Annotated in this window: 24 protein-coding genes and 1 riboswitch; of the genes, 5 read left to right on the top strand and 19 right to left on the bottom strand. The window is 34.0% G+C overall.

Annotated features, from left to right (window positions below; translation table 11 throughout):
• From rpsD to rpsH, 12 genes are all read right to left on the bottom strand, one after another.
• Positions 1 to 549, bottom strand: a 549-nt coding sequence (gene rpsD, locus B3R94_RS08515; protein ID WP_291100073.1) for a 30S ribosomal protein S4, incomplete at its 3' end; no start/stop codon positions are given.
• Positions 550 to 596: 47 nt separating this feature from the next.
• Positions 597 to 986, bottom strand: a complete 390-nt coding sequence (gene rpsK / locus B3R94_RS08510; RefSeq protein ID WP_019974178.1) for a 30S ribosomal protein S11 — start codon at positions 984 to 986, stop codon at positions 597 to 599.
• An 11-nt stretch (positions 987 to 997) separates the two neighbouring features.
• The gene (gene rpsM, locus B3R94_RS08505) at positions 998 to 1375 is read right to left on the bottom strand and encodes a 30S ribosomal protein S13 (RefSeq protein ID WP_038335547.1); all 378 of its coding nucleotides are present in this window, start codon (positions 1373 to 1375) and stop codon (positions 998 to 1000) included.
• A gap of 12 nt (positions 1376 to 1387) precedes the next feature.
• Positions 1388 to 1504: a type B 50S ribosomal protein L36 gene (gene ykgO, locus B3R94_RS08500; RefSeq protein ID WP_013598490.1), complete on the bottom strand. Its 117-nt coding sequence runs from the start codon at positions 1502 to 1504 to the stop codon at positions 1388 to 1390.
• A gap of 75 nt (positions 1505 to 1579) precedes the next feature.
• Positions 1580 to 1795, bottom strand: a complete 216-nt coding sequence (gene infA / locus B3R94_RS08495; RefSeq protein ID WP_019974180.1) for a translation initiation factor IF-1 — start codon at positions 1793 to 1795, stop codon at positions 1580 to 1582.
• A 22-nt stretch (positions 1796 to 1817) separates the two neighbouring features.
• On the bottom strand, positions 1818 to 3188 hold the full coding sequence (gene secY / locus B3R94_RS08490; protein WP_038335544.1) for a preprotein translocase subunit SecY: 1371 nt from the start codon (positions 3186 to 3188) through the stop codon (positions 1818 to 1820).
• Between the two features lie 15 nt (positions 3189 to 3203).
• Positions 3204 to 3659 carry a 50S ribosomal protein L15 gene (gene rplO, locus B3R94_RS08485; RefSeq protein WP_291069188.1) on the bottom strand — a complete coding sequence of 152 codons (456 nt, stop codon included), beginning with the start codon at positions 3657 to 3659 and terminating at the stop codon, positions 3204 to 3206.
• A gap of 30 nt (positions 3660 to 3689) precedes the next feature.
• Positions 3690 to 3869 (bottom strand): 50S ribosomal protein L30, encoded by a 180-nt coding sequence (gene rpmD / locus B3R94_RS08480; RefSeq protein ID WP_038335538.1) that lies wholly within the window; start codon positions 3867 to 3869, stop codon positions 3690 to 3692.
• An 11-nt stretch (positions 3870 to 3880) separates the two neighbouring features.
• Complete coding sequence (gene rpsE, locus B3R94_RS08475) at positions 3881 to 4402, bottom strand: 30S ribosomal protein S5 (RefSeq protein WP_114999014.1); 522 nt, start codon at positions 4400 to 4402, stop codon at positions 3881 to 3883.
• 16 nt (positions 4403 to 4418) lie between these two features.
• Positions 4419 to 4772, bottom strand: a complete 354-nt coding sequence (rplR, locus tag B3R94_RS08470) for a 50S ribosomal protein L18 (RefSeq protein WP_286474895.1) — start codon at positions 4770 to 4772, stop codon at positions 4419 to 4421.
• Positions 4773 to 4785: 13 nt separating this feature from the next.
• On the bottom strand, positions 4786 to 5331 hold the full coding sequence (gene rplF / locus B3R94_RS08465) for a 50S ribosomal protein L6 (protein ID WP_291100069.1): 546 nt from the start codon (positions 5329 to 5331) through the stop codon (positions 4786 to 4788).
• 22 nt (positions 5332 to 5353) lie between these two features.
• Complete coding sequence (gene rpsH / locus B3R94_RS08460) at positions 5354 to 5755, bottom strand: 30S ribosomal protein S8 (protein ID WP_019974187.1); 402 nt, start codon at positions 5753 to 5755, stop codon at positions 5354 to 5356.
• A 287-nt stretch (positions 5756 to 6042) separates the two neighbouring features.
• Positions 6043 to 6135: riboswitch (TPP riboswitch) on the top strand.
• Between the two features lie 82 nt (positions 6136 to 6217).
• Here rpsH and thiM point away from each other — a divergent pair.
• The 5 genes from thiM to B3R94_RS08435 are packed head-to-tail and all read left to right on the top strand — an operon-like array spanning position 6218 to position 9747.
• Positions 6218 to 7021, top strand: a complete 804-nt coding sequence (thiM, locus tag B3R94_RS08455; RefSeq protein ID WP_038335529.1) for a hydroxyethylthiazole kinase — start codon at positions 6218 to 6220, stop codon at positions 7019 to 7021.
• Positions 7011 to 7670, top strand: coding sequence for a thiamine phosphate synthase (gene thiE / locus B3R94_RS08450; RefSeq protein ID WP_038335526.1), 660 nt, complete (start codon positions 7011 to 7013; stop codon positions 7668 to 7670). Before thiM ends, thiE begins: the two co-directional genes overlap by 11 nt.
• Entirely contained in the window at positions 7645 to 8481 is an 837-nt protein-coding gene (thiD, locus tag B3R94_RS08445; protein WP_038335524.1) for a bifunctional hydroxymethylpyrimidine kinase/phosphomethylpyrimidine kinase, read from the top strand. Before thiE ends, thiD begins: the two co-directional genes overlap by 26 nt.
• A complete protein-coding gene (tenA, locus tag B3R94_RS08440) occupies positions 8465 to 9127 on the top strand; it encodes a thiaminase II (protein WP_038335522.1) in 663 nt (220 codons plus the stop codon). Before thiD ends, tenA begins: the two co-directional genes overlap by 17 nt.
• Positions 9112 to 9747, top strand: coding sequence for an HAD family hydrolase (locus B3R94_RS08435; protein ID WP_038335520.1), 636 nt, complete (start codon positions 9112 to 9114; stop codon positions 9745 to 9747). Before tenA ends, B3R94_RS08435 begins: the two co-directional genes overlap by 16 nt.
• Before the next feature lie 71 nt (positions 9748 to 9818).
• Here the strand turns inward: B3R94_RS08435 and rpsN are convergent, their stop codons facing one another.
• The 7 genes from rpsN to rpl16 form a co-directional block, all read right to left on the bottom strand.
• Complete coding sequence (gene rpsN, locus B3R94_RS08430) at positions 9819 to 10088, bottom strand: 30S ribosomal protein S14 (RefSeq protein ID WP_019974193.1); 270 nt, start codon at positions 10086 to 10088, stop codon at positions 9819 to 9821.
• 6 nt (positions 10089 to 10094) lie between these two features.
• Positions 10095 to 10658, bottom strand: coding sequence for a 50S ribosomal protein L5 (rplE, locus tag B3R94_RS08425; protein WP_038335516.1), 564 nt, complete (start codon positions 10656 to 10658; stop codon positions 10095 to 10097).
• Positions 10659 to 10660: 2 nt separating this feature from the next.
• A complete protein-coding gene (gene rplX, locus B3R94_RS08420) occupies positions 10661 to 10975 on the bottom strand; it encodes a 50S ribosomal protein L24 (RefSeq protein WP_038335509.1) in 315 nt (104 codons plus the stop codon).
• A 9-nt stretch (positions 10976 to 10984) separates the two neighbouring features.
• Complete coding sequence (gene rplN / locus B3R94_RS08415) at positions 10985 to 11353, bottom strand: 50S ribosomal protein L14 (protein WP_019974196.1); 369 nt, start codon at positions 11351 to 11353, stop codon at positions 10985 to 10987.
• 8 nt (positions 11354 to 11361) lie between these two features.
• Positions 11362 to 11616, bottom strand: a complete 255-nt coding sequence (gene rpsQ, locus B3R94_RS08410; protein ID WP_019974197.1) for a 30S ribosomal protein S17 — start codon at positions 11614 to 11616, stop codon at positions 11362 to 11364.
• 16 nt (positions 11617 to 11632) lie between these two features.
• Positions 11633 to 11821, bottom strand: a complete 189-nt coding sequence (rpmC, locus tag B3R94_RS08405) for a 50S ribosomal protein L29 (protein WP_038335494.1) — start codon at positions 11819 to 11821, stop codon at positions 11633 to 11635.
• 22 nt (positions 11822 to 11843) lie between these two features.
• Positions 11844 to 12018, bottom strand: a 175-nt coding sequence (gene rpl16, locus B3R94_RS08400) for a large ribosomal subunit protein uL16 (protein ID WP_291100143.1), incomplete at its 5' end; no start/stop codon positions are given.

Genomic DNA, 12018 nt, shown 5'->3' with positions numbered 1-12018 from the left:
AACTCTTTCTGGAGCTTTTGTGAAAGTTCCTGATTTTTGTTCGTCGTTCCAAATTAACCAATCGTACTCGCTACGTGCGTGTAAAGAGTTTGTGATTGCAGTTAAAGATTTAGATTTTTCTCTAACAGCGATTACATCACCAGCTTTTAATTGGTAAGAAGGGATGTTCACGATTTCTCCGTTTACAGTTACGTGTTTGTGAGATACTAATTGACGTGCAGCACTACGTGAGTTTGCGATACCTAAACGGTAAACTACGTTATCTAAACGAGATTCACATAATTGTAATAATACTTCACCTGTAATTCCTTTAGAAGCATTTGCTTTTTTGTATAAGTTAGCAAATTGACGCTCTAAAATACCGTAAGTATATTTTGCTTTTTGTTTTTCAGTTAACTGAATAGCGTATTCTGATTTTTTAGCTCTTCTTTTGTTAGGTCCGTGTTGCCCTGGAGGATATTTCTTTTTCTCAAAAGATTTATCGTCACCGAAAATTGGTTGTCCAAATTTTCTTGCAATTTTAGTTTTTGGTCCTGTATATCTTGCCATGATTTGTTACTATTAAATATATTAAATAATTAAATTGAGAAAAATGATTATACTCTTCTCTTTTTAGGTGGACGACATCCATTGTGTGGTAATGGAGTAACATCAACGATTTCAGAAACCTCGATACCACCGTTATGAATTGTTCTAATAGCAGATTCACGACCTTGACCTGGTCCTTTCACGAATACTTTTACTCTTCTTAATCCTGCTTCGTATGCAACTGTTGTTGCATCTTGTGCAGCTACTTGAGCAGCGTAAGGAGTGTTCTTTTTAGATCCACGGAATCCCATTTTACCTGCTGAAGACCAAGAGATAACTTCACCGTTTTTGTTAGTTAAAGTAACGATAACGTTGTTAAACGATGCTTGAATATGAGCTTGTCCAGTAGCTTCAATAACTACTTTTCTTTTCTTTACTACTTTCTGATTTTTTGCCATGATCCTATTTATTATTTAGTGGCTTTTTTCTTGTTAGCAACTGTTTTCTTTTTACCTTTTCTTGTACGTGAGTTATTTTTTGTTCTTTGACCACGTAATGGTAAACCTAATCTGTGACGAATACCTCTTTGACATCCGATATCCATTAAACGTTTGATGTTTAATTGGATTTCTGATCTTAATTCACCTTCTACTTTGAAAGTTTCATTGATCGATGCACGGATTGCGTTGATTTCTTCATCAGTCCATTCGCTAACTTTTGTATCTTCTGAAATGTTATTTTCAGCTAAGATTTTAGAAGCACTGCTTCTTCCGATCCCGTAAATGTATGTAAGTCCGATTACCCCTCTTTTGTTTTTAGGTAAATCTACACCTGAAATTCTTGCCATAATTCTAAATAATTAACCTTGTCTTTGTTTAAACTTAGGATTCTTTTTGTTGATCACATACAAACGTCCTTTACGACGCACAATTTTACAGTCAGCACTTCTCTTTTTAATGGATGCTCTAATTTTCATCTTTGTAAATTTATTTATAATCCGATAGAGTTAACGTATCTACATTAACTCTATCACCAGTCATTATTATTTCTTTTAGTATCTGTAAGATATTCTACCTTTCGTTAAATCGTAAGGAGACATCTCTATTTTAACTCGATCACCTGGTAATAATTTGATATAGTGCATACGCATTTTACCAGATATGTTACATGTTACAACATGTCCATTTTCTAATTCGACACGGAACATTGCATTGGATAATGCTTCTGTAATCGTACCGTCTTGTTCAATATGTTTTTGTTTAGCCATAAATCTTTTTAATAAAATCTTATTAGATATCTCTTGAAGTTCTACCTGAAGACATTAAACCATCGTAACGGTGATTTAATAAATATGTATTAATTTGTTGTACAGTATCTAAGATAACTCCCACCATAATTAACATTGATGTACCTCCAAAGAACATTGCTAAGCTCTGTTCTACACCTAATAATTTTACAATCGCTGGCAAAACAGCAAGCAAAGTTAGTAAAATTGCTCCAGGTAACGTAATTTTTGATAAAATTTCGTCTAAAAAATTTGCAGTTTCTTTTCCAGGACGGATTCCAGGGATGATTCCTCCGTTACGTTTAAGATCTTCTGCCATTTGGTTTACTGGGATTGTGATCGCAGTATAGAAATATGTGAAGATAATAATTAGTAATCCGAAGATCAAATTGTATTCCCACGTAAATGGATCTGCCATTTTCGCGAAGAATGCTTTTACTGGACTTCCTTCGTCTAAGAAATAGTTTGCCAATGTTCCTGGTAAAAACATAATTGCTTGTGCGAAGATAATAGGCATTACACCTGCTGCATTTACTTTAAGTGGAATATATGAACGTACAGAGTCTGTAACTGATCTCATATATGAACTACTTGAAGTTTGCGCTCTTCTTACATATTGTACTGGTACTTTACGCACCGCTGCAACAATCATAATACACATTGCAATAACTAGGATTAACCCTAACATTTCTATCAAGAAGAAAATACCGTTTGAAGGGTCTACTTCAAATGCATTAAATATTGCTTTTGGTAAGTCGGCTAGGATACCAACCATAATTAAGATTGAAATACCGTTACCTATACCTTTGTCAGTAATTTTTTCTCCCATCCACATGGCAAAGATTGTCCCTGTAATCAAAATGATTGTTGAAGGGAACCAGAACCAAAAGTTGGTTGGAGGAATTACATAGATAGCATATGATGAAGTTGGATCGTAAGGTAAAATTTGAGAAGTTACTAATGTAAGGTATGCTGGTGCTTGCACCAAACAAATCCCGATTGTTAACCATCTCGTAATTTGGTTTACTTTGTTACGTCCGCTTTCTCCTTCTTTTTGTAGTTTTTGGATGTAAGGTACTGCTAATCCCATCAATTGTATAACAATCGAAGCAGAGATATAAGGCATAATTCCTAACGCAAATACGGAAGCTCTCTTAAAAGAACCTCCGGTAAAAGAGTTTAATAATCCTAAAATTCCTGAATTTGCATTTTCTTGGTCTGCAACAAAACGATTAACCTCGTTAATATCGACACCTGGAAGTGGAATATGAGAACCGAATCTATAAACCAACAATAGAAGGATAGTTACAAGTAACTTATCCTTCAATTCTTTTATGCTCCAGATATTTTTTATGGTCTGTATAAACCCTTTCATCTATAAAATATATTCTTAAGCGTTAACTAATTCTACTTTACCTCCTGCATTCACAATAGCTTCTTGAGCTGATTGAGAGAATTTATCAGCAGTTACATTAACAGCAGCTTTTAACTCTCCGCGACCTAAAATTTTCACTAAGTCATTTTTGTGAGCTAATCCTAACTGAACTAATGTTTCTTTATTTAAAGTATCTGTAATTTTGTTGTTATCAACTAATTGTTGAATTGTATCTAAATTGATTCCTGTGTACTCAACTCTGTTGATGTTTTTGAAACCAAATTTAGGTAAACGTCTTTGTAAAGGCATTTGTCCACCTTCGAAACCGATTTTTCTTGAATAACCAGAACGAGATTTAGCACCTTTGTGTCCACGACCTGCTGTCAAACCGTTTCCACTACCTTCACCTCTACCTTTACGGAATTTATTTTGTACTGAACCAGCAGCTGGTTTTAAATTACTTAAATTCATTTTTAATAATTTTTAAAAGGTTAAAAGCGATTAAGCTCTTTCTACTACTACTAAGTGTGAGATTTTACGGATCATTCCTTCAATTTGAGGAGTTGATTCGTGCTCAACAACTTGATTCAACTTTTTTAAACCTAAAGCAACTAATGTAGCTTTTTGAGATTTATCACGGTTGATTGCACTACGTGTTTGTTTTACTCTTACTTTGCTCATTTTACTTTTTTTTAACCGTTGAATACTTTAGTTACAGAAATACCTCTTTGACGAGCAATAGTCTCTACAGAACGTAAGCTTAATAAAGCGCGGAATGTAGCTTTTACTGCGTTATGAGGGTTAGAAGAACCTTTTGATTTTGATAATACATCATGTACACCAACTGATTCTAATACCGCACGTACTGTACCACCTGCAATTACCCCTGTACCTTTAGATGCTGGACGGATGAATACTTGCGCACCACCGAAACGAGCTTCTTGTTCGTGAGGAATTGTGTTGTTAAATAATGGGATACGTACTAAGTTTTTCTTAGCGTCTTCGATAGCTTTAGCGATTGCAGAAGCTACATCTTTAGATTTCCCTAATCCGTAACCTACTACTCCGTTTCCGTCACCTACTACTACGATTGCAGAGAAACCAAATGCTCTACCTCCTTTTGTTACTTTAGTAACACGTTGTACTCCAACTAAACGATCTTTTAAATCTAAACCTGTTGGTTTTACTCTTTCTACGTTTTTAAATCCTAACATAATTTCTTTCTCTTTTTTAGAATTTTAATCCACCTTCTCTAGCTCCATCAGCTAAAGCTTTGATTCTACCATGATACACGAAACCGTTACGATCAAAAACTACAGTTTCAATTCCTTTTGCAACAGCTTTAGCAGCTAATGCTTTACCAACTGATGCAGAAACTTCAGATTTTGTACCTTCTACAGCAACACCTTTTTCACGAGATGATGCAGAAGCTAAAGTTACTCCATTGTTATCGTCAATAATTTGAGCGTAAATTTCTTTGTTAGAACGGTAAACTGATAAACGAGGTTTAGTTTCTGTTCCAAAAATATTTCGACGCACGCGTCTTTTTATTTTTTGTCTTTTTTCTACTTTAGATAATGCCATTTTTCAATGATTTTTATGCAGATTTACCTGCTTTTCTTCTAATAATTTCTCCTACGAATTTAATTCCTTTTCCTTTGTAAGGCTCTGGCTTACGGTAAGAACGAATTTTCGCTACGATCATTCCTAATAATTGATTATCATGAGATGATAATGTAATAATAGGGTTTTTACCTTTTTCTGTTAAAGTTTCAACTTTAATTTCAACAGGTAATTCAATAACGATATTGTGAGAGAAACCTAATGACAAATCTAATTTTTGTCCGTTGTTAGATGCTCTATAACCAACACCAACTAATTCTAATTGTTTTTTGAAACCTTCTGTTACACCAGTAATCATGTTATTGATTAATGAACGGTATAAACCATGTAAAGCTTTGTTATCTTTAGAATCGTTTGGACGAACTACAGTTAAAACTCCGTCTTCGATTTTTAAATCAAATCCTTCTTTTAACTCTCTTGTCATTGTAATGTTGTTACCTTTTACAGTAACTACGTTATCTTTAAATTCAACAGTTGCTGCAGCAGGGATGTTGATATGTGCGTGTCCTATTCTTGACATAATTTCTTAATTTTTTAAAAGATTAATAAACAAAACATAAAACTTCACCACCTACATTCTCTTGACGAGCTTGTTTATCTGTCATCACACCTTTAGAAGTTGAGATGATAGCAACACCTAAACCGTTTAATACACGAGGTAATTCTTTAGATCCTGCGTATTGACGTAAACCTGGAGTTGAAGCTCTTTTGATTTTACGGATAGCTGGCTCTTTAGTAACTTTGTCGTACTTTAAAGCGATTTTGATTGTTCCTTGAGGTTGATCTTGTCCTTCGAATTTGTAGTTCAAGATGTAACCTTGTTCAAATAAGATCTTAGTGATCTCTTTTTTAATTTTAGATGCAGGGATTTCCACTACTTTGTGTCCTGCCATCATTGCATTTCTAACGCGAGTTAGAAAATCTGAAATTGGATCTGTATACATAAATAATTCTATAGTATAGCGCGTAAGCACTACTTTTAAAATTAAACTTTTACCAAAATGCACTATGCATTTGGGTTGCAAATATATTGCATATTTTTTAATTACAAACTATTAATCTAAATAATTTATTTTTAATCGTTTTATAACTAGGGATTAAGACAAAACATGAAACTCAATCTTTATATTTATTTATCTTTTTAATCGATCTCAACAATTAATTCTTGATGTAATCTTCTATTTTTATTCTTAAAAAATAGCTGAAAGTCAAAACAATTTATATAAATTTGATTTGGCTTTAGGGGTATTCTGAAAAGAATTGAGAGAGTCCCTTTGAACCTGATACGGTTAACACCGACGTAGGGAAAAGCAATATCTATGCAATTATTTAATATTTGCAACGCTTTATTTTCAAAGAAAATCCTCTTTAGCCATTAATTGTTTCATCTAAAAAATTATCAATTAATGGAAAATCTAATTATTCAAAATTTACATGCTGTCCGGACAAAAAATCCGCTTGTTCACAACATCACCAATTTTGTGGTGATGAACAATACTGCAAATGCTCTTTTGGCAATTGGAGCATCGCCTGTTATGATACATGCACACAAAGAAGTGGAAAATATCGTCAAAATCTCAAATGCATTAGTCATCAATATCGGAACTCTTGATGATTATTGGGCAGAAAGCATGCTAATTGCAGCAAAAAAAGCAGATCAACTGAATAAACCTTGGGTATTAGACCCTGTTGGAGCTGGAATTTCAACTTTCAGAAATGAACTTATAAAAGAACTGCTTCGCTATCATCCTACTGTCATAAGAGGAAATGCTTCAGAAATTTTAACTTTAGATACCTTCGAAGCTGTTCAGGGAAAAGGAGTCGACAGTACACATCAAAGTAATCAAGCGATAAAAGCAGCACACAATTTAAACCAGAAAATTGGATCTGTTGTTTGCATTTCAGGTGCTTCAGATTTTATTGTATCCAACAATCCGATAATTGAAATTAAAAATGGTCATGAATTGATGACTAAAGTTACTGGTTTAGGTTGTTCAGCAACAGCTAGCATCGGTGCTTTTATTGGCCTTAATAAAAATCCTTTCCTCGAAACGGTTAGCGGCATGGCCATATTTAGTTTAGCAGGTGAATTGGCACAGAAAAAAAGTAATGGCCCAGGAACCTTACAAATGAATTTGTATGACACGTTATACCATATATCTGCAGAAGAAATTCAAACAAATTTGAAAATCTCAGTTTATGAAGATTAATCCAACTTTTCCTTATCCTTTGTATTTAGTTATTTCTGAAAAAGATTGTACGCATCTTCATTGGTTAGATGTTGCAGAGCAAGCAATTATAGGTGGGGTTGATATCATTCAGCTTCGGGAAAAAAATTGCACTGTCAGCGAGTATATTTCAAAAGCTACAATATTAAAAAAAATTACGGACCACTACAATATCCCTTTGATTATTAACGATTCATTAGAAGTCGCAACCGCTGTTAACCCTTGGGGAATACATGTCGGGCAGTCAGATATATTACCTTCTGAAATTCACAAAAATGCACAAGCTCTAAAAAATATTGGTTGGTCTTTAGAAATTATCAAACAGTTGAATGATGATGAAATGAAATATGTACATCATTTAGGGGTAAGTCCAATATTTTCGACTCCAACAAAAACCAATACGATTACTGAATGGGGTTTTGAAGGATTAAAATTTTTGAAAACTAAAACATCAAAACCATTGATTGCAATTGGCGGAATTAATGAAAGTAATATTGCTAAAATCATACAAGCCGGTGCAGATAGTGTTGCAATTGTTTCTGCAATTTGCGGAAGCAAAAATCCAAAAAAATCTGCCCAAATTTTAAAACAAATTATTAACGAAAATGAATACCATCCAAAAAGCATATAGTGTCTTAACAATTGCCGGATTTGACGGAAGCGGTGGCGCTGGCATACAAGCTGATACCAAAACAATTTCCGCTCATGGCTGTTATGCAACAAATGTATTGACAGCCTTGCCTGTTCAAAATACACAAGGCGTACAAAATATTTACGAAATTCCTGCACAAGCAATTCGTGAACAAATTCAATCCATATTAGAGGATATTTATCCTGATGCAATAAAAATTGGAATGGTTCATAGTGTTGAATTGGTTCATATCATTTCAGAGGAATTAAAAAATTACAATAGACCGATTGTTTATGACCCTGTCATGGTTGCGACAAGTGGACATCGGTTAATCAAAGAAGAAACACTTGAAGCTTGCATAGAAAAGCTTTTTCCTTTGGCCACGCTTATCACGCCAAATCTTGATGAAGCAAGTATTTTGGTAAATCATAAAATTGATTCTGCTGAATTGATGCTTTCTTATGGAGAAACGATTTTAAATTTAGGTTGTCAGAATCTTTTATTAAAAGGCGGACATCTTCAGCAAGAAAAAATTATCAGTTATTTATTTCAAAAAGAACAACCTGTACAAAGTTATACCTCTCAAAAAATAGAGACAAAAAATACGCATGGTTCAGGCTGCACACTATCTTCTGCAATTGCGTGTAATTTAGCTTTGGGGGTTTCACTCACACAAAGTGTACAACTAGCACAAGAATATGTTGAACAAGCAATATTAGGAAGTAAAGACCTAACAATTGGAAAAGGAAATGGACCTCTTAATCATTTATTTAATCCACAAAAATTAAAAACCTATGACATTCACAACTAAAGCTTGGGAAACCATCGCGCCTATTTACAATGATATTCTAAATATGCCTTTTATAATTGAATTGCAAAATGGGTCATTACCAATAGAGAAATTTCAGTTTTACATGTTACAAGATGCAAAATATTTGGAACATTTTGGGCGAGTATTAGCTGCCATTGGATCAAAATCTGAAGACAATCAACAAGCCATTGACTTTTTCGAATTCGGAAAAAATGCATTAATTGTTGAACGTGCTTTACACGAATCCTATTTTGAGGATTTTGGATTATCGCAAAACATCATCATCGAAACACAACCTGTTTGTCACCATTATTCACATTTCTTAAAAAGTACAGCTGCATTCGAACCTATTGAAATTGCATTAGCTGCTGTTTTGCCTTGCTTTTGGATTTATAAAGAAGTTGGTGATGAAATCATCAAAAATCAAACAAAAGAAAATAATCCATATCAAAAATGGATTGAGACCTATAGTGGAGATGAATTTGGTGAAGGTGTAAAAAAAGCGAAAAGTTATGTTGATAAGATTGCAGAAGGAGCAACTGAAAAAATAAAAGAACAAATGCTAGAAGCTTTTGTCAAAGCAAGCGAATTAGAATTTCAGTTTTGGAATGCATCTTATGAAAATATCACATGGGAAAGAAAATAAATGCCATCTTTTTTGATTTTGATGGGGTAATCGTAAATAGTCAACAATTATGGGAGCTGATGTTTGATGAAGTCATTAAAATATATCGGTTGGATACGATATGTTTGGTAGAAAATGACGGAATGAATTTCACAACAAATGAAGCAATCCAATTGATGTTAGAAAATCAGCAACGCTTTACAAATCATTTGTACGAGGAAATAATCGATTGGACAGAAAAATTTTATGTCGAAAACTTTCATCAGTTTGTACAATTAAATGACCACGTTGCTGAGATGTTGGAACATTTAAAAGCCAATCAAATTCAAATTGTTCTTGTTTCCAATTCCTCTAGAAGACAAATTAAGTATGCTTTTCAACAATTAAAACTTCATTCCTATTTTGATCACACTATTTCAGCAGATGATGTTTCAAAAGGCAAACCAAATGCAGAACCTTATTTAAAAGCTTTATCATTATGCGAAAAGCAAAAGGAAAAAGTTTTAGTTATCGAAGATTCACTCACCGGAATTAATTCAGCAAAAGATGCTGGTTTAAATTATAAAATTTACAACAATTCAGATTTTTGTCTTCAGCCAAATTACATAGCTGATTTTAGGGAATTGATCAAAGAAATATAAACCTTACAAAAACAAAAAAATCCTTACTCAATAAAGAGTAAGGATTTAATATTTCTAAAGCTATTGGTAAATTACCAAGACGCTTTTTTAACACCTGGGATTAACCCTTCGTTCGCCATTTCGCGGAAAGTTACACGAGAGATCCCGAAAGTTCTCATGTATCCTCTTGGACGACCTGTTAATTTACAACGGTTGTGTAAACGTACAGGAGAAGCGTTTTTAGGTAATTTTTGTAATGCTTCGTAGTCACCAGCTTCTAATAAAGCTTGACGTTTCGCAGCATATTTAGCAACTAATGCTTCTCTTTTGCGCTCACGCGCTTTCATTGATTCTTTAGCCATGACTTCTTATTTTTCTTTAGTAAATGGTAATCCGAATTTAGATAATAAAGCTTTAGCTTCTTTATCTGTGTTCGCTGAAGTTACAAAGGTAATATCTAAACCTTGAATTTTCTTGATTTTATCAATATTAATTTCTGGGAAGATAATTTGTTCTTTGATACCTAAGTTATAGTTACCTCTACCGTCGAAACCTGTAGAAGAAATACCGCTAAAATCACGTACACGTGGTAAAGCTGCAGATACTAAACGGTCTAAGAATTCATACATTTTCTCACCACGTAAAGTTACTTTAGCCCCAATTGGCATTCCTTTACGTAATTTGAAAGCTGCTTCATCTTTCTTAGAAATTGTTCCTACTGCTTTTTGACCAGTGATTAATTCTAACTCTTCGATAGCGTAATCAACGATTTTTTTGTCAGCTGTAGCAGCACCTAAACCTTGAGATAAAACAATTTTCTCTAATTTAGGAACTTGCATAATAGATTTGTATCCGAACTCTTCTTTAAGAGCAGCTACAATCTCTTCTTTATATTTAACCTGCGGACGAGGTGTGTATGTTGTTGTACTCATTCTTAAATAGCTTTTCCTGATTTTTTAGCAATTCTTACTTTTTTCCCTCCTTCTTCTTTGATCGCTACTTTCGTTGCTTTCCCAGTTTCTGGATCTACTAAAGCCAATTTACATAAATAGATTTGAGCTTCTTTTTCAACAACTCCACCTTGTGGATTTTGTGCGCTTGGCTTTACACGTTTTTTTGCAATATTAACCCCTTCAACGATAGCTTTAGCTTTGTCAGGGAATACGCGTAACACAGTACCAGTTTGACCTTTGTTAGATCCTGATAAAACGACTACTTTGTCTCCTTTTTTAATTTTTAACTTTGCCATGTTGTTCTATTATAATACCTCTGGGGCTAATGATACAATTTTCATATATTCTTTATCACGTAACTCACGAGCAACTGGACCGAATACACGAGTACCACGCATTTCTCCTTGAGTGTTCAATAATACACATGCATTATCGTCGAAACGGATATATGAACCGTCTTTTCTACGAACTTCTTTTTTAGTTCTAACTACAACAGCTTTTGATACAGCACCTTTTTTAACGTTTCCTGAAGGTGTAGCTTCTTTGATCGCAACTACGATTTTGTCACCTACTGATGCGTATCTTCTTTTAGTACCACCTAAAACGCGGATTACTAATGCTTCACGAGCTCCTGTGTTATCTGCAACTTTTAATCTAGATTCTTGTTGTAACATAACTTATCTTATTTAGCTCTTTCAATGATTTCTACTAATCTCCATCTTTTGTTTTTAGACAAAGGACGAGTCTCCATGATACGCACTGTGTCACCTTCGTTACACTCGTTATTTTCGTCGTGCGCTGTATATTTCTTCGTTTTTAAAACGAATTTCCCATAGAATGGGTGCTTTTGCTTCTTAGTTTCAGCTACAACAATGGTTTTTTCCATTTTGTTTGATGTAACTAAACCTACTCTTTCTTTTCTTAATTTTCTTTCCATCAGTTACAGATTACTGTTATGATTGTTTTTCGTTTAACACGGTATTCAAACGAGCAATTGTTCTGCGTAAGTCTCTAATACCGATTGGATTTGCTACAGGAGAAACAGCGTTTGTCAATTTTAATTGATCGTAGTTCGCTTGTTCTTCAGCTATTTTAGCTTGTAACTCCTCAACACTTAGATTTCTAATATCTGCTGCTTTCATTTTTTCTTAATTTTTGAAATTATTAATTTTGGAAATCACGTGCAACGATAAACTTAGTCTTAACAGGTAACTTCTGAGCTGCTAAACGCAATGCTTCAGTTGCAACCTCTACTGGCACACCTCCTACTTCGAATAAGATACGACCTGGTTGTACAGGAGCTACCCAATATTCTGGTGCACCTTTACCTTTACCCATA

The sequence above is a fragment of the Empedobacter sp. UBA7611 genome, assembly GCF_002484365.1.
GTDB lineage: Bacteria > Bacteroidota > Bacteroidia > Flavobacteriales > Weeksellaceae > Empedobacter > Empedobacter falsenii_B.
Note: the sequence above shows the minus strand (reverse complement) of the source record. Positions and strands in the feature narration are given on the sequence as shown.